The organism is Candidatus Mycobacterium wuenschmannii (assembly GCF_030252325.1).
Classification (GTDB): Bacteria; Actinomycetota; Actinomycetes; order Mycobacteriales; family Mycobacteriaceae; genus Mycobacterium; species Mycobacterium wuenschmannii.
Window position 1 is genome coordinate 12,438 of the sequence record NZ_CP126981.1, and the last position, 15,397, is coordinate 27,834.

The following is a 15,397-nucleotide window of genomic DNA, read 5'->3' on the forward strand; positions in this document are numbered from 1 at the left end:
CGGGATAGGGGGCGTCAGTCCCGAACGCGGAGAACGACTTTGCCCTTGGCGGTGCGATTTTCCAGCGAGGCGATCGCGGCCCCCGCTTCCTCCAGCGGGTAGACGACCGGCTCGGGCGGCGGCAGCGTGCCCGACGACAGCAGCTTCTCCAGATCGGCCCACTGCTCGGCCAGCGCGTTGGGGTGGGTGCCCGCCCAGGCGCCCCAACCGACGCCGACGACGTCAATGTTGTTCAGCAGCAAGCGGTTTACCTTGACGGTGGGGATTTCACCGCCGGTGAAGCCGATGACCAGCAGCCGGCCACCCGGTGCGAGCGAGCGCAGCGAGTCGGTGAATCGGTCGCCACCGACCGGGTCGACCACCATGTCGACTCCACGGCCGCCGGTCAGTTCCTTGGCGGCGTCCTTGAATCCGTCGGCCAGCACGACGTCCGTCGCGCCCGCCGCCCGCGCGATGTCGGCCTTTTCCTCGGTGCTGACGACCGCGATGACCTCGGACGCTCCGAGGACTTTCGCCAGCCGAAGCGTCGAGGTGCCGATCCCGCCGGCGGCCCCGTGCACCAGCACCGATTCGCCCTCGTGCAGCCGACCCCGAACCGTTAGCGCGAAGTACATGGTCAGGTCGTTGAACAGCAGGCCCGCGCCCGCCGTGAAGCTGACGTTGTCCGGCAGTTTGAAGACCCGGTCGGGCTGCAGCACCGCGACCTCGGCCATCCCGCCGGTCAGCATGGTCAGGCCGACCACCCGGTCGCCGGCCTTGACGTGCGCGCCGTCCGGCGCTGAGCGCACGACGCCGGCGATCTCGGCGCCAAGGACAAACGGCGGGTCGGGGCGGTATTGGTAGAGGCCGCGCGTCAGCAACGCGTCGGGGAAGGCCGCGCCGGCCGCGTGGACCTCGACGACCACACCGTCGCCCGTGGGCTCGTCGATCTCGGCGACCTCGACTGCCTCGGGCCCGTCGAGTCTTGTCAATTGTGCTGCGCGCATGGCCATGACGTTAGCCCCGCGGTGTTTGGTCGCCGCCATCGGTGCGGCGCTGGACTGACCGGCGGGAAAAGACCCACACCGAGCCGGCGAAGACCAGCATCGCGCAGCCGCCGCCCGTCATGGCGACGGCGAGCCGGTGATTGCGGGCCCGCTGGTGGTCGTAGTCGTTGAGCCACGACTTGTGCGGGCGGCTGCTGGAGTTCGGGCACGTTTCGCCGGGGTGCATCACCCTGCCGCCGCAGTAGTCGATGTGCGCCCAGCTGTTCAGGCCGCCGATGACCATGCCGACGGCGACGACGGCAACGGCGAATGCACCCGCGCGGTTGTCCTTCGATGCCACCGCCAAACGCTAGCGCCTGCTGGTCAGCCGGGTGATGCCGCGCAGCACCGAGCGGCTGACCGTGTGCCGAACCCGTTGCGTCACCGACTGGGGGATCGGTTGGGGCGCAGCGCCGAGCTGGGGGAACAGGGTCAGCGCGTTGCGGCGTTCGATGTCCGCACGCGCTTCGGCGTCGAGGCCCGGGTAGGTCTCCAGCCCGGCCGCGAACAGCTGTCCGGCGACGGTCGGCGCGAATGGGAAGTCGGACCCGAAGGTGATGTGTCCCGGCCTGGCGAAGGCCAGCAGGGTCGGCAATGCTGCGGCGCTCGACGACAGTGCGGTGTCGAAGTAGAAGCCGGCGAAGTCGTCGAGGACGTCGGCTGGACTGCGGCCGGTGTCGGCGGTGATGGCCACCGCCATCCGATGGCTCGCGTACGGGACGAAGCCGCCACCGTGACTGAGGATGAACCGGATGTTGGGGTATCGGGCTCGAATCCCGTTACGCACCAACAGGTATGCGGCCCGGGTGGTATCGAGCAGGAAGTCGGCCGCGAACGGCGGAAGGTCAGGCACCGTCGGGCCGGGCAGTTCGCCGGGATGGATGAACACCACCGCCGCGCGTTCGTCGAGGGTCGCGAACAGCGCGTCCTGGCCCCGCTCGCCGAGGTACGTGCTCGCGTTGTTGGCCAGCAGTACGACTCCGTCGGCGCGCAGGTCATCCAGGGCGCGAACGATTTCCCTGCCCGCTTCGTCGATGTCAGGCAGCGGGATGGTCGCGAAGAAGCCGTAGCGGTCGGGATGCTCGGCCGACAGCGCGGCACAGTAATCGTTGACGTCGCGCGCGAGCGCGGCCGCGTCCGCGGGGTTGGGCAAAAACGCTGTGCCAGGGGTGGATACGGACAGGATCGCGGTGCCGACGTCCAGCTCGGCCATCGCCTGCAGCGACACGTCCACGCTCCACTCCGGAAGCTCGCGGCCCCCGGCCTCGGCCAATCCTGCCCGCAGCAATGTCTTTCGATAGTCCGGCGGGATGACGTGGTGGTGGGTGTCAATGCGCAACACGATCTCCTGCTCGATGGTAAGCCAACGCCGGCACGGTGTCTTCGCGGTGCAGCAGCGACTGGGCCGCGGTCTTGAACTGGGACAGCTTCTCCACGATGCTCTGGCCTTCGCGGGTGTGGCCCCAGATGCTGATGCCTTGATATGTCTGTGGCTCCCAGGTGTTCTCGTCGACGACGATGGGGTTCCAGCCCACCTCCCACTCGAAACCGGAAGGTGTGACGGCGTAGTAGGAGAGTTCGCGGTCGTTGGTGTGTTGCCCGACCCCGAGCGCCATGCCGAAGCCGAGCTCCCGGACGCGCTGATACGACGCGACCATGTCGTCGAGATCGGCGACCTGAATGTTGAGGTGCTGGACGCGGGTGCGGATCGGGTTGATCGGCAGCCGGTTCACCGCGGCGATCGCGACCGAGTGATGGCGCTGGTTCACCCGCAGGAAGCGGATCTTGAACTTGAGACCGCTGATGGTCTCGTCGATGAAGTCGGTGAGACGCGCGTCGAACACGGTGTTGTAATAGCCATGCAGCTCTTGCGGTTTGGTGGAGGTGACGGCGACGTGGCCCATGCCGGATTCGCCGGTGACGAATCCGCCCCGCACCGCCATGTCGAGTGGCGCGACGCCGCTGCAGGCACGTGTGAAGATCTCCTGCGCCAATCCGTTGGGGCCGGGGAATCGAATCAGTCGGTCGACGCCGCGGGCTGCAGCTTCCTCGGCACTACCTTCCACGCGGGGCACGCCGCGCCCGGTGATCCGGTCGAGGATTTCGTCGAACGTGCTGTGATCGTCGACTTCCCAGCCCAGGGCGGTGACGTCCTCGGCCGGACCGCGTTGGATCAGGAAGCGGCACTGGTGTTCGTCGAGCCGGAATCGCAGTGCATCGGGCAACGTCTCGTCGAGATGCATCCCGATGGCGTCGCGGCCGAAGCGCCGCCACTCGCCGAACTTCTCGGTGTCGACGACGAGGTAACCGAGTCGAAGCTTGCCGAAGACGTTCATGGTTGGAACACCGAAGGGCTGCTGAGGAAGTCGACGACGACACGGTTGAATAATTCGGCGCGTTCCCACTGCAACCAGTGGCCGGTGCGCGATGTCATGATCAGGTCCGCGTTGGGCATCATGTTCGCCAGCATCGGCCCGCCGGACGGCCGGTTGACCTTGTCATCGCGACCCCACAGCACCAGCGTCGGGGTGGTCAATCGCGCAAGCCTTCTGTCGCGGGTGAGGTCCATCCGCCACAGCGTTCTCAGTGCCGTCGGGCCCGAGGGCCGGCGCAGCGGGGGATCGGCCACCACCTCGGGATCGAGCGACGCCTCGTAGCGCAGGTCGATCACGCTGTCCGGCACCGAAGCGCCGTCGTAGACAAGGTAATTGCGAATGAACGTCTCTAGCTTGTCGCGACTCGGCCCACTGCCGCTGTAGTACGACAGCAGGCTTTTCAGTCCCGCGGTCGGGAGACCGCGGGTGGTGCCGATGCCGCCGGGGCCCATCAGCACCAGCTGGTCGACACGCTGCGGGGCATCCAGGGCCAATCGCAGCGCGGCCGCGCCGCCGTACGAGTTGCCCACCAGAGATGCTGTGGCGAAGTTCAATTCGTCGAGCAGTCCGCGCATCATGTCGGCCAGATAGCCGAACGGGTCGGACTGATCGACATACTTCCTCGAGCGACCGTAGCCGGGCATGTCCGGGACGATCACCCGGAAATGTTCGGCAAGGGCGTCGATGTTGCGGGAGTAGTTCGACACCCCGGACGCTCCGGGCCCGCCGCCGTGCAGCATGACTAGGGGCGTTCCGCTCCCGGCTTCGGCGACGAAGATCGGCTTCCCCGCGACGGTGACGGTGTGCTCGGTCAGCGCGGTGCTCATGTGTGGGCCTTGCTGATAACGGCGGAGAACACAAAGCCGGCCGGCGGCGGTGGCAGGGGCTGCCCGGATCCGGCTGCGGCATAGATGAATCCGTCGGGGCGCACCACCACGGCGGCCGCGTTCTTCCGGTGTAGCCAGCGGGCCAGGCTCGGCTCGGTGACGGGTATCGTCGGGACGTCCCAGGCATCCGCGCCGCTGGGCCGCTCACCGGTGTGGATGATCGCCCACCGTCCGCCGACAACATCGTCGAGGCGGACACGCGTCCCGTCGGCCGCCGTGACCCACGGCTGCGGGATCTGCCACCCCGCCGCGCGGTGCGTCACGGTGCCCAAGAAGCCGTGCCGGTATCGGGCGGCGGGTATCCAGGTGTACTTGCTCAGTCCGGTGCCGAGTCCCGGGATGCGTAACACCGTGCGCAGCAGATGGTTTCGAAAGAATGCCGCAGCGCGATTACGCTCGGTGATGAGGCGCCCCGCGCGGCAAGCCCGCCGGGTGACCTCGGTGACGTGCGGTTGGCGCTCGGCTTGATAGGAGTCGAGCAGAGATTCCGGTGCCTGGCCGCTTAGAACCGTGGCGATCTTCCAGCACAGGTTGGCGGCGTCGCGGATGCCCGCGGACATACCCTGGCCGATCCACGGCGGCATCGCATGCGCGGCATCGCCGGCCAGGAAAACCCGGCCCACTCGCCACCGTTCGGCCACGCGATTGTGGTGGCTGTAGATCACCGCGCGCAGAATCTCGACGTTGCGGTCGGTGATGCCCTGGGCGTTGAGCACCCTCCAGATCGACTCATGCTGCAGCAGTTCGGATTCGAGCTCACCGTCACGCGCGGGATACTCCCAGCGGTGGTGGCCTAGCGGAGTCGGACAGTCGACCGTGGGCCTGGCCGGGTTGCAGTGGAAACGAAGCCGGTCGTGACTCGGCCACTCCTCGCGGACCTTGGTGTCGATGACCACCCAGCGCTCGCTGTACGTCCGCCCGGTGTAACCGACGCCGAGCTGCCCCCGCGTCGGCGACGAGCCGCCGTCCGCGGCGATGACGTAGGACGCGCGCACCCGCTTGACCGCATCCGTGCGGACGTCGGTGAGCATCAACTCGACGTCGGTACTTCCGGGATGCAGGCGGAGGCATTCGTGCTGGAGAAGTACGTCGACGTTGCCGAAACGAGCGACGCCGTCGCGCAGGACGCGCTCGACGGCAGGTTGATAGAAGAACTGCTGCGGGGGATGGCCCGTGCCGCGGGGGGTGACCTTCAAATCGATGAACGGAACGCCACTCGCGTCGACAAAGTTCAAGGGGCGGTCGGCCAACATGTCCTGCTGTAGTCGATCGGCCAGTCCGACCGACTGCCAGATCCGCATGACCTCCTCGTCGGTGGAGATCGCCCGAGCTCGGTTGTACACATCCGGATCACGTTCGATGACAACAACATTCAGGCCCAATTGACCAAGAAGGTTCGCGGCGGTCGCCCCGGTCGGGCCGTAGCCGATGACCGCCACGTCGTATGCGTCTGAAGTGGTCATGATGGTCTCTCGTCGTCGAGGGGTTGTTCTGTAGTGATCGTTACGGTAATGTAGCGATCACTACAGAGTCAAGGGGCTGATGTGGCGAAGAATTCGGAGCCGGCGCGACGCAAACGTGCGGACGGGGAGTTGTCCCGCGAGCGCATCCTCGATGCCGCCACCGAGGTCGCCGCCGAGCGCGGTTACGAGGGCGCCAGCATCGCGTTGGTCAGTGCCAAGTGCGGCCTGCCGGCCAGTTCCATCTACTGGCATTTCACGAATAAAGACGACTTGATCGCCGCGGTGATCGAACGCAGCTTCGCCGGCTGGCTCAGGGCTTGGCAGGTGCCCGACGAGGGCGATGGCCGTCGGCGCCTGGCGGGCGTGGCAATGCAGATCGCGAAGGCGCTGCTCGATTCACCCGACTTCATCCGGCTCGGCCTGATGCTGTCGCTGGAACGCCGCCCCGTCGAACCGCGGGCGAGGGCCATGTTCTTGCAAGTCCGCGCGCAGACGTTCGACCATTTGGCCGAGAACATGCGCGAATTCGCACCGGATCTCACCGAGGCGCAGATCCATCAACTCGTCACCTACGCGATCGCCGGGGCTGACGGACTTTTCATCGCCAAGGAGATTCACGGCGACGCGGTGGACCTGATCGCGCTGTTCGAATTGCACGCCCAGGCCCTCTACGACACCGCGCTGCGATTGATCTCCGAGGGTGATCGCGGATGACCGCGACGCCGCACAGTGAGCTCGGCGCGCGACGAGGCGAGCACACCGGCCGGTCCCGGAATCCGGTGATCAAGGTCCACGACCTGGCATGGCTGGAGTTTCAAAAGCCGGATCTGCTTCGCGCCGAGGCGTTTGCGCGCGCGTTCGGGTTCACGACGGTGTCGTGCACCGCCGAAGAGCTGTACCTGCGTGGCAGCGACGCCGGCGCACCCTGCGTCCTCATTCGTCGCGGACCGACATCGCAATTCGCCGGGATGGCCTTCCAGGCCGCCGACGAGGCGGACCTGCGCCGGTTGGCCACGGCCAACGGGACGACGCCGCGTGCGCTGCCTGAGGGGATCGGCGGGCGCGCGGTGGACCTCACCAATCCCAGCGGAATGCCGGTTCGGGTGATCGCCGGCACCCGTCAGCACGACGCGCTGCCTGCACAGTCGGCGCACACCTTCAACTTCGGGCCGGAGATGTTGCGCGTCAACGTCACTCAGCGACCACCGCGCGCACCGGCGGGCATCCGGCGGCTTGGCCACGTGGTGCTGCAGTCGAACCGGTACCTTGAAACGCTCGATTGGTACCTCGACCAACTCGGCATGATCGTCAGCGACTTCCTGTTCTTCCCGGGTCAGCGCGACCGCGGGCCGACCATGAGTTTCATTCGCTGCGACCGCGGCCAGACACCGTCCGACCACCACACCGTCGCGCTGGCGCTGGGTCCGGCGAACCGCTACGTCCACTCGGCCTATCAGGTGTGCGACCTCGACGCCCTAGCCGCGGGCGGAGAGTACCTGAAAGATGCCGGCTACCAACGTTCCTGGGGAATCGGCCGCCACATTCAGGGCAGCCAGATCTTCGATTACTGGCGCGACCCCGACGGGTTCCTGGTCGAACACTTCAGCGACGGGGACATGTTCGACTGCTCGCTGGAACCGGGCTGGGCGCCGTTCACCGCGTCGGGCTTGGCGCAATGGGGTCCGCCGGTCAGCAAGGACTTCCTCGGGACCAATCCGAGATCCATTCCACACGAGGCGCGTTCAATGATCAGCGCGCTGCGGGCAGACAACGAATTCGATCTTCGCCGCCTCATCGGCCTGATGAAAGTAGCCACGTCATGACCATCTCGATCCTGCGCACCGCCGACGCCTGGTGGGTGGCCACCGCCGCCGGCGCCGTCACCGTCGACTCTGCAGCAACCACGACAGCGGGGTTGCTGGCCGACCGCGCTGCCGTCGACACCGCAGCGAACCGCTCGAACGCCGTGCCGGTCGAGAGCCTGGACCTGGTCTCGCCGGTCACCGCGCCGTGCCGGGTCGTCGCCCAGATGACCAACTTCGCCTCCCACGTCAAAGACGCCGGGATGGACCCGGCGTCGATTCCACTGACGTTCTTCCGCAAGGCATCCGGCTCTATCACCGGCCCGGCCGACGCCATCGTCAAGCCCGAGCACGTGCGGTTCCTCGACTACGAAGTCGAGATCGGTCTGGTGATCGGTCGCCCGATTCCGGTCGGCACCGAGATCACCGAAACAAACCTGGCCGACTACATCGCCGGCTTGGTGGTGACCAACGACGTATCCGCCCGTGACGTACAGCTCCCGAAAACCCAGTTCTACGAGGCCAAGTCGTACCCGACTTTCACCCCGGCCGGGCCGGTGTTGGTGCTGTTGGAGGCCGGCGAACTCCGCCGCTTCGGAGATCTACGCCTGCAGTTGCGGGTCAATGGCGAACTGCGGCAAGACGCTTACGTCACCGGTGACATGATCTATCCGCCATTGCAGGCACTGCAGGCGCTGGCCCGATTCCAGCGGCTGGAGCCGGGCGATCTCGTGCTGACCGGAACGCCGGTCGGCACGGCGCTCAGCGCGCCACCCAAGCCGATCGAGATCATCGGCTCACTGTTGCCGCCCGCGGTCAAGTGGAAGGCGTTCTTCAACCGGCAGGCCAAGAACCCGAAGTACTTGCGGGACGGCGATATTGTCGAGGCCTCGGTCGCGACCGACGACGGCGCCATCGACCTGGGCTCGCAGCGCAACATCGTGAAGTACGCCTGATGCGCCGAGCACCGGCCGACGTACCGGTCTATCGGCCGGACATCTATGCCACCGACGCGATCGTCGACCCGTACCCGCACTACGCCCGGATGCGCGAGCTGGGGCCGGTGGTGTGGCTGCCGAAACAGCGGGTCTACGCGGTGCCGCGGTACGGCGAATGCAAGGCCGTGCTGCGGGATGACAAGGCCTTCCTCTCGGACGGGGGAGTGGCGCTAAACCCCATCAGCAATCGATTGTCGCGCGGCACGACGCTGGGAAGCGACGGCACTGAGCACAATCAGCGTCGCAAACTGGTGGCACACCGCATGCTGCCGCGCGCGTTGGGAGTCATCAGCAACAGCGTGACCGATCAGGCCGCCCGGGTCGTCGACGCGGCCGTCGCCAAGCGCGAGATCGACGGCGTCGCCGATCTCGCGACCGCACTGCCTTTGGCCGTCGTGCCCGATCTAGTGGGGTGGCCGCGCGATCAGCGCGACCACCTGCTCGACTGGGCCGGCGCGACTTTCGACATCCTCGGCCCGCTCAACAGGCATGCACTGCGGGCGTCGACGGCGAGCGTGCAGATGCTGCGCTTCGCCCGCCGCGTCGTGCGCCGGCGCAGCGTGATCGAGGGCAGTCTCGGACATGACGTGCTGATCGCGGCCGACGAGGGGAGGTTGCCGCGCCGCGAATGTCCGCCGCTGATGGTCGATTACGTCGCGCCGTCGCTCGATACCACCATCAGCGCGATTTCCAGTGCGCTGCAACTGTTCGCGATCTTCCCTGACCAGTGGGAGATCCTCCGGGCGAATCACGACCTGATTCCCAACGCCGTCAACGAGGTCATCCGCTTCGAGTCGCCGTTGCGTGCGTTCGCCCGAAAAGCGGCTCGAGAGACAACTATCGGCGACACCGAGATCCCGGCCGGCGGCCGCGTCCTGGTGATCTATTCATCGGCCAATCGTGACGAACGTGAATGGGACCGACCCGACGTGTTCGACGTGCGTCGCGACGCGACCCGACAACTTGGCTTCGGGCATGGCACCCACGCCTGCGCGGGTCAGGGGTTGGCGCGCATGGAAACCGAGGCGATGTTGTGCGCGCTGGTCGCGCGCGTCGGCCGGATCGAGGTGACCGCCTCGCCAACCTGGGCGATCAACAACATCATTCGGCGACACGAGCGACTGCCGCTGAAACTGATTGCCGCTTGAGCGATTACTTGAGCTCAGAGGACGACAGGCCCAGCAGCCGTCGGGCGACGACCAACTGCTGGATCTGCTGGGTGCCCTCGAAGATGTCCATGATCTTCGAGTCGCGTGCCCACTTCTCCAGCAACGTCTCTTCCGAATAGCCGAGGGTGCCGGCCAATTCGACTGCCTTGAGGGTGATGTCGCTGCCGACCCGTCCGGCCTTCGCCTTGGACATCGAGGCCTCTTTGGAGTTCGGGATGTTGTTGTCGGCCTGCCACGCGGCACGCAGGGTCAACTGGTAGCTGGACTCCCACTCGGCTTCCATCCGCAGGAACTCCGCGGCGGCGGCGCTCTGCACCTGCGCCGGCTTGTCGTAGCAGATTTCGACGCCCGCGTTTGTCAGGATCTTGCGCAGCTCTTCCAGCGTCGCGCGGGCGATTCCGACGGCCATCGCGGCGACCACCGGGCGGGTGTTGTCGAAAGTCTCCATGACGCCGGAAAAGCCCTTACCCGACTCGATTTCGGGATTGCCGAGCAGGTTGTCCTTCGGAATCCGGCAGTTTTCGAACCGAATTGCAGCGGTGTCGGAGCCCTTGATGCCCAGCTTGTTCTCGAGCCGCTCGACGGTCACGCCGGGGTGCTCGCGCGGCACGATGAAGGACTTGATTGCCGCGCGGCCCTGCGACTTGTCCAGCGTCGCCCACACCACGATGTGGGTGGCGCGCGAGCCCGCGGTGACGTAGATCTTCTCGCCGTTGATGACGTACTCGTCGCCGTCCAGCTTGGCGGTGGTGGACACCGCGGCAGAGTCGGACCCGAATGACGGCTCGGTGATCGCCATCGCGGCCCAGACCCGGCCCAGCCGCTCCAGTTGTTCGTCGGTCGCGACGGCGGAGACGGCGGCGTTACCGAGGCCTTGGAACGGAATCGACAGCAGCATGGCCGCGTCGCCCCAGCTCGCTTCGAGCGCCTGCAGGGCCGCTGCCATGTTGGCGGCGTTGCGGTTCTCGCCGTTGTTCTCGCTGGCGCGAAGTCCGTTGGCGCCGGCCATATCCAGCGTGCCGGCCTCAGACGCGCCAGCGAACAGCTCCGCCAGGGTGTCGAGCTCCACCGGGTAGGCGTGCTCCTTGAGGTCGTACTTCCGCGCGATCGGCCGCATCATCTCCGCGGCGCCCTGGTGGGCCTTCTCGATCACTGCGCGCATCTTGCCGGGCAGTTCCAAATTGATTGCCATGATTGGTCTTTCGTTGCCGGTGAAAGTCTCAGATAACCACTACGCCCTCGGCGATGCCGATGGCTCGGAGGTCGCGGTACCAACGCTCGACTGGGTGCTCCTTGGTGAAGCCGTGGCCGCCGAGCAGCTGCACGCCGTCCAACCCGATCTGCATGCCCTTGTCGGTGCCGATCTTCTTGGCCAGGGCGGCTTCTCGGACGAAGGACAGACCCTGCTCGGCACGTGCGGCGCCGCGCCACGTGATGAGGCGTAGGCCGTCGAGTTCGATGGCGATGTTGGCGCACATGAAGGCGACCGACTGGCGGCGGGCGATCGGCTCACCGAAGGCTTCGCGCTCCTTGACGTAGGGGACGACGTAGTCGAGCACCGCGTGCGACGTGCCGACCGCCAGTGCGGCCCATCCCAATCGGGACAGAGCGATCGCCTCGGAGTAGTCGGTGTCGGTTGCGTCGTCCTCGCCGAGGCGCGCGCTGAGCGGCACCGCGACGTTGTCGAGTTCGACGCGGCCGAGCGCGGCCGCGCGAATCCCCATGCTGGGGTCGGCCTTGACGGACAACCCCTGGCTCGACGACTCGACGATGAACAGCGCCGGCTTACCGTTGAGTTGCGCTGCGACGATGAACAATTCGGCGTCAGCAGCGGCCGGAACCAGTGACTTGACGCCGGTGATCCGGTAGCCGCCCGGGGTGCGCACGGCCGTGGTCTTCAGTGCGGTCGGGTCGAACAGCGGTTGCGGTTCCGCGATGGCCACGCAAGCCTGCGGGACGTTCTCGCCGGCGAACTCCTTGAGATAGGTGGCCTGCTGGCCGGCGCTGCCCCAGTGGGTGAGTGCGGCCGCAACACCGGCCGGCGCCAAAATCGGCAGCGCCAACCCCATGTCGCCGTAACCAAGCGCCTCGGCCACCAGAACATTGGTGACGCTGGAGCGTTCGGCGGCGATGCCGTCGAAGTCCTCGGGGATGTTGATCGCGGTGATGCCGAGTTCGGTGGCCTTCTTCACGAGGTCCGGGGGATAGGCGGTGGCCGCGTCGGCGTCGTGTGCCGCCGGGCGAAGGATTTCCGCCGCGAACTCCTCGACCGTCTCGACGATCATCTTCTGGTCGTCGTCGGGCGTCAGGTCGTAGTAGTCCTTACCGCTGGTCTTCAGCCGGGTCGGGCCGCCGCGCAGGTTCTCGACCTTCTTGAACTGACGGGTGGCGGCCCCGGCGGCGGAGAAGATCTGCTTGGTGCCGTAACGCAGCGACCGGTTCAGCGGGTCGCGCAGGCCGTACTTGTCCAGGAACTCCTGGCCGACGAGTGGCGTGAGCAATCCGATCGCCAGGTCGATGCCAGTGCGCTTGTGGGTCTGCTCGCCGATCGCGGACTTGCTACCGGAGCGCTTGGGGCGCTGCTTGGAGCCGTTTCGCGAGCCGTTCGTGGAGGTGACAGTGTTTGTCATAGATGCAGCCTCGGTCGTTGGGGCAGTGCGATGACTGTATCTTACTCCAAAGTAAGATAGAAGTTTCCTGTTACCTAGTTCACACGTAACGGCTAGCCCGCGGACAGTTTTCGCAGGACTAGGTCATGCAGAAGGCCGTTGGTGGCCACCGCGTTGCCGCCGTGCGGACCCGCGGCGCCATCCAGGCTGGTGAACGCGCCTCCCGCTTCGCGAACCAGGACGTCGAGCGGGGCGAGATCCCACACCGATACTTCCGGTTCGGCCGCGATGTCGACGGCGCCCTCGGCGACGAAGCAGTAGGACAGGAAGTCGCCGAACGCGCGCACCCGCCACACTTCGTCGGTCAGATCCAGGAAATGGTCGCGCACCCCCAGGTCGGCCCAGCCGGACAAGCTGGAGAACGACAGGCTGGCCGAATCCAGTTGCGCCACAGAGGAAACCGACAGTCTGCGCGGCGCGGCATCGCCGACGGCAACGAATGCGCCGCCACCGGCGGCGGCCCACCAACGCCGTTGCAGCGCGGGGGCGCTGACGACCCCGACCTGCGGAACCCCGTCGACAAGCAGCGCGATCAGGCTGGCCCAGACCGGCACGCCGCGGACAAAGTTCTTGGTGCCGTCGATCGGGTCGATGATCCATTGCCGTCCGGCCACGGTGTGCCGGCCGCCGAACTCCTCGCCGAGGACGCTGTCGTCCGGACGGACGCCGGCCAGTGCTTGACGGAGGCTGGTCTCGACGGCGTGATCGGCGTCGCTGACCGGCGTCAGGTCGGGCTTGGTGTCGACGCGCAGGTCGACGGCACCGAATCGGGTCAGCGTGATCGCATCGGCCCGGTCGGCCAACGCCAGCGCCACCGCAAGGTCGTCGTCGCTCATCGGGCCGCCTTTCGCCTGAGATGCACCTCTGCGTTGATATCACGGACGACCTGGGTGGGGGATGATCGAATGGGTATCGAACACTCGGTGGAGGACATCGCAGTAGAAGGGCGGCCGCATGGCTCACGAAAAGCGCGGACAGGCAGTACTTTTCGACGCCCTGATGACGAAGGGCACGGCCTTCTCGGAGGAGGAGCGCCGCAAGCACGGTCTGCTCGGCCTGCTCCCGACCGCGGTGAAAACGATGGACGAACAGGTTTTCCACTGCTGGCACGAATTCTCCCGGCGGCGCGACGATCTGGACAAGCACATCTATCTGCGCGCGCTGCAGGACCGCAACGAGACGCTGTTCTACCGCGTTCTGCAGGACCACATTCCGGAGTCGCTGCCGATCGTCTATACCCCAACCGTTGGCGAGGCCTGCCAGCGCTTCAGCGAGATCTACCGCCGGCCACGCGGGCTGTTCGTGTCCTACCCCGATCGCGACCAGCTGGACGAAGTGCTGGACAACCGGCCACACCGCGACGTCGACGTCATCGTCGTGACCGATGGCCAGCGCATCCTCGGTCTGGGTGATCAAGGCATCGGCGGGATGGGCATCCCGATCGGCAAGCTGTCGCTGTACACGCTGATCGGTGGGATCGATCCCGCCCGCACGCTGCCGATCGTGCTCGACGTCGGTACCGACAATGTCGAACTCCTCGAAGATCCGCAGTACCTGGGCTGGCGGCACCGGCGCATCGACGACGAGAAGTACTACGCGTTCATCGATATGTTCGTCGCCGCGGTCCGCCGGCACCTTCCCAACGTGTTGCTGCAGTGGGAGGACTTCGCCACCGCGCACGCGCAGCCGATCCTGGCGCGCTACCGCGACACCCTGCTCACGTTCAACGACGACATCCAGGGCACCGCGGCCGTCACGGTCGGGGCGTTGCACGGCGCCGCGGAGGTTGCCGGCCGGCCGCTGTCGCAGCAGCAGGTTGTGATGCTGGGTGCGGGTTCGGCGGGCATCGGCGTACTGACCATGATCCTCCGCGAGATGGTCAGCGAGGGCTTGTCCGAAGCGGCCGCGCGGGAACGGATCTGGGTGGTCGACGTGGTCGGCCTGCTCACCGACGACCGCACCGACCTGTCCGACGCTCAGCGTGAGTTCGCCCAGCCCGCCGCCCGGGTGGCCGACTGGGGGCTGTCGGGCACGGCGCAGCTGGCCGATGTGGTGCACCACGTCGACGCCGGCGTCTTGCTCGGACTGTCCACTGCCACCGGTGCTTTCACCGAGGCGATCGTGCGTGAGATGGCCTCGAAGACCGATCGGCCCATCATCTTCCCGTTGTCGAACCCGACTAGTCGTGCCGAGGCGCACCCGGTCGAACTGGACCGCTGGACTGACGGACGCGCACTGATCGCCACCGGATCGCCCTTCGCGCCGATCACCCGAAATGGTGCCGAACATGTTGTGGCGCAATGCAACAACGTCTATATCTTTCCAGCGATGGGCCTTGCGGTTACCGCTGCGCAGGCGACCCGCGTCACCGACGAGATGATGCGCGTCGCCGCCGCGACCCTGGGCGAGGCGTCACCGGCCCTCGCGGACCCGGACCAGTCTTTGCTGCCGTCGTGGTCGGATGCGCCGGACGTCGCCGTGCTCATCGCCCGGGCCGTCGCGGAGCAGGCCGTCGCCGAAGGGGTTGCGCCGCAACGCAGCGGCGATGAGATCGCCGCGCGGATCCGCGAGGTGCACTGGCATCCCATCTACCGCCCGACCTGACCAGAGCCCGGTCCGCCGCGGCGGACCTACGATGGCGAGGTGTGGGAAATCCTTGCGGTGCTGTTGCTCATCGCGATCATGGTCAGCCTGGTGGCCCCGCGACTGTTTCGCCGTGGCCCGGGCGCGGGCTCGCTGAGCGGCACGCTGCTGATCACCGGCGTCAGCCCGAAGCCGGACGCCACCGGCGAGCAGTACGTCACGATCACGGGCGTCATCGACGGCCCTACGGTCAGCGACTACACCGTGTATCAGCGGATGACCGCCGACGTCGACAAGTGGCCGTCGGTGGGGGAGTTACGACCGGTGGTCTACTCCGAGCGGAACCCGGAGAAGTGGGCCTTCGCACCGGCGGAGCCGCCCGAGGCGCCCGACCCGCCCGACGCGCCGCACCCGTCGGGGTAGCGC

15 protein-coding genes are annotated in these 15,397 nt (G+C 66.9%); 6 read left to right on the top strand and 9 right to left on the bottom strand.

The genetic code is table 11. The annotated features are described in order from the left end of the window. Positions 1–14: 14 nt before the first annotated feature. The 6 genes from PT015_RS00085 to PT015_RS00110 are packed head-to-tail and all read right to left on the bottom strand — an operon-like array spanning position 15 to position 5,750. Positions 15–986 (bottom strand): NADPH:quinone oxidoreductase family protein, encoded by a 972-nt coding sequence (locus PT015_RS00085; protein WP_285187946.1) that lies wholly within the window; start codon positions 984–986, stop codon positions 15–17. Positions 987–996: 10 nt separating this feature from the next. Next, positions 997–1,326, bottom strand: coding sequence for a hypothetical protein (locus PT015_RS00090; protein ID WP_285187947.1), 330 nt, complete (start codon positions 1,324–1,326; stop codon positions 997–999). A 9-nt stretch (positions 1,327–1,335) separates the two neighbouring features. After that, positions 1,336–2,367, bottom strand: a complete 1,032-nt coding sequence (locus PT015_RS00095; RefSeq protein ID WP_285187948.1) for an amidohydrolase family protein — start codon at positions 2,365–2,367, stop codon at positions 1,336–1,338. Beyond that, on the bottom strand, positions 2,354–3,361 hold the full coding sequence (locus PT015_RS00100) for a VOC family protein (protein WP_285187949.1): 1,008 nt from the start codon (positions 3,359–3,361) through the stop codon (positions 2,354–2,356). The genes PT015_RS00095 and PT015_RS00100 overlap by 14 nt, the downstream gene beginning before the upstream one ends. Next, positions 3,358–4,227 (bottom strand): alpha/beta fold hydrolase, encoded by an 870-nt coding sequence (locus PT015_RS00105; RefSeq protein WP_285187950.1) that lies wholly within the window; start codon positions 4,225–4,227, stop codon positions 3,358–3,360. Before PT015_RS00105 ends, PT015_RS00100 begins: the two co-directional genes overlap by 4 nt. Further along, entirely contained in the window at positions 4,224–5,750 is a 1,527-nt protein-coding gene (locus PT015_RS00110; RefSeq protein WP_285187951.1) for a bifunctional 3-(3-hydroxy-phenyl)propionate/3-hydroxycinnamic acid hydroxylase, read from the bottom strand. The genes PT015_RS00105 and PT015_RS00110 overlap by 4 nt, the downstream gene beginning before the upstream one ends. An 81-nt stretch (positions 5,751–5,831) precedes the next feature. On the opposite strand from PT015_RS00110, the gene PT015_RS00115 reads away from it, so the two are divergent. From PT015_RS00115 to PT015_RS00130, 4 genes are read left to right on the top strand one after another with little or no spacing between them, the layout of a single operon-like run. Continuing rightward, positions 5,832–6,464: a TetR/AcrR family transcriptional regulator gene (locus PT015_RS00115; protein ID WP_285187953.1), complete on the top strand. Its 633-nt coding sequence runs from the start codon at positions 5,832–5,834 to the stop codon at positions 6,462–6,464. Continuing rightward, the gene (locus PT015_RS00120; protein ID WP_285187955.1) at positions 6,461–7,573 is read left to right on the top strand and encodes a VOC family protein; all 1,113 of its coding nucleotides are present in this window, start codon (positions 6,461–6,463) and stop codon (positions 7,571–7,573) included. Before PT015_RS00115 ends, PT015_RS00120 begins: the two co-directional genes overlap by 4 nt. Beyond that, positions 7,570–8,508 carry a fumarylacetoacetate hydrolase family protein gene (locus tag PT015_RS00125; protein ID WP_285187956.1) on the top strand — a complete coding sequence of 313 codons (939 nt, stop codon included), beginning with the start codon at positions 7,570–7,572 and terminating at the stop codon, positions 8,506–8,508. Before PT015_RS00120 ends, PT015_RS00125 begins: the two co-directional genes overlap by 4 nt. After that, positions 8,508–9,698, top strand: coding sequence for a cytochrome P450 (locus PT015_RS00130; protein ID WP_285187958.1), 1,191 nt, complete (start codon positions 8,508–8,510; stop codon positions 9,696–9,698). Before PT015_RS00125 ends, PT015_RS00130 begins: the two co-directional genes overlap by 1 nt. Before the next feature lie 4 nt (positions 9,699–9,702). Here PT015_RS00130 and PT015_RS00135 read toward each other — a convergent pair whose 3' ends face one another. From PT015_RS00135 to hisN, 3 genes are all read right to left on the bottom strand, one after another. Further along, the gene (locus PT015_RS00135) at positions 9,703–10,911 is read right to left on the bottom strand and encodes an acyl-CoA dehydrogenase family protein (RefSeq protein ID WP_285187959.1); all 1,209 of its coding nucleotides are present in this window, start codon (positions 10,909–10,911) and stop codon (positions 9,703–9,705) included. A 28-nt stretch (positions 10,912–10,939) separates the two neighbouring features. Then, the gene (locus PT015_RS00140; protein ID WP_285187961.1) at positions 10,940–12,349 is read right to left on the bottom strand and encodes an acyl-CoA dehydrogenase family protein; all 1,410 of its coding nucleotides are present in this window, start codon (positions 12,347–12,349) and stop codon (positions 10,940–10,942) included. 92 nt (positions 12,350–12,441) lie between these two features. Then, a complete protein-coding gene (gene hisN, locus PT015_RS00145) occupies positions 12,442–13,224 on the bottom strand; it encodes a histidinol-phosphatase (RefSeq protein WP_285187963.1) in 783 nt (260 codons plus the stop codon). Between the two features lie 118 nt (positions 13,225–13,342). Between hisN and PT015_RS00150 the strand changes: the two genes are divergently transcribed. After that, entirely contained in the window at positions 13,343–14,992 is a 1,650-nt protein-coding gene (locus tag PT015_RS00150; RefSeq protein WP_285187965.1) for an NAD-dependent malic enzyme, read from the top strand. A 39-nt stretch (positions 14,993–15,031) separates the two neighbouring features. Further along, the gene (locus PT015_RS00155) at positions 15,032–15,394 is read left to right on the top strand and encodes a hypothetical protein (protein ID WP_285187967.1); all 363 of its coding nucleotides are present in this window, start codon (positions 15,032–15,034) and stop codon (positions 15,392–15,394) included. Positions 15,395–15,397: the final 3 nt, after the last annotated feature.

Bases quoted from the DNA above. Each gene is read 5' to 3' on its own strand.
- PT015_RS00085 (WP_285187946.1), bottom strand. From the start codon at position 986: ATGCGCGCAGCACAATTGACAAGACTCGACGGGCCCGAGGCAGTCGAG.
- PT015_RS00100 (WP_285187949.1), bottom strand. From the start codon at position 3,361: ATGAACGTCTTCGGCAAGCTTCGACTCGGTTACCTCGTCGTCGACACC.
- PT015_RS00105 (WP_285187950.1), bottom strand. From the start codon at position 4,227: ATGAGCACCGCGCTGACCGAGCACACCGTCACCGTCGCGGGGAAGCCG.
- PT015_RS00110 (WP_285187951.1), bottom strand. From the start codon at position 5,750: ATGACCACTTCAGACGCATACGACGTGGCGGTCATCGGCTACGGCCCG.
- PT015_RS00120 (WP_285187955.1), top strand. From the start codon at position 6,461: ATGACCGCGACGCCGCACAGTGAGCTCGGCGCGCGACGAGGCGAGCAC.
- PT015_RS00125 (WP_285187956.1), top strand. From the start codon at position 7,570: ATGACCATCTCGATCCTGCGCACCGCCGACGCCTGGTGGGTGGCCACC.
- PT015_RS00130 (WP_285187958.1), top strand. From the start codon at position 8,508: ATGCGCCGAGCACCGGCCGACGTACCGGTCTATCGGCCGGACATCTAT.
- PT015_RS00135 (WP_285187959.1), bottom strand. From the start codon at position 10,911: ATGGCAATCAATTTGGAACTGCCCGGCAAGATGCGCGCAGTGATCGAG.
- PT015_RS00140 (WP_285187961.1), bottom strand. From the start codon at position 12,349: ATGACAAACACTGTCACCTCCACGAACGGCTCGCGAAACGGCTCCAAG.
- hisN (WP_285187963.1), bottom strand. From the start codon at position 13,224: ATGAGCGACGACGACCTTGCGGTGGCGCTGGCGTTGGCCGACCGGGCC.
- PT015_RS00150 (WP_285187965.1), top strand. From the start codon at position 13,343: ATGGCTCACGAAAAGCGCGGACAGGCAGTACTTTTCGACGCCCTGATG.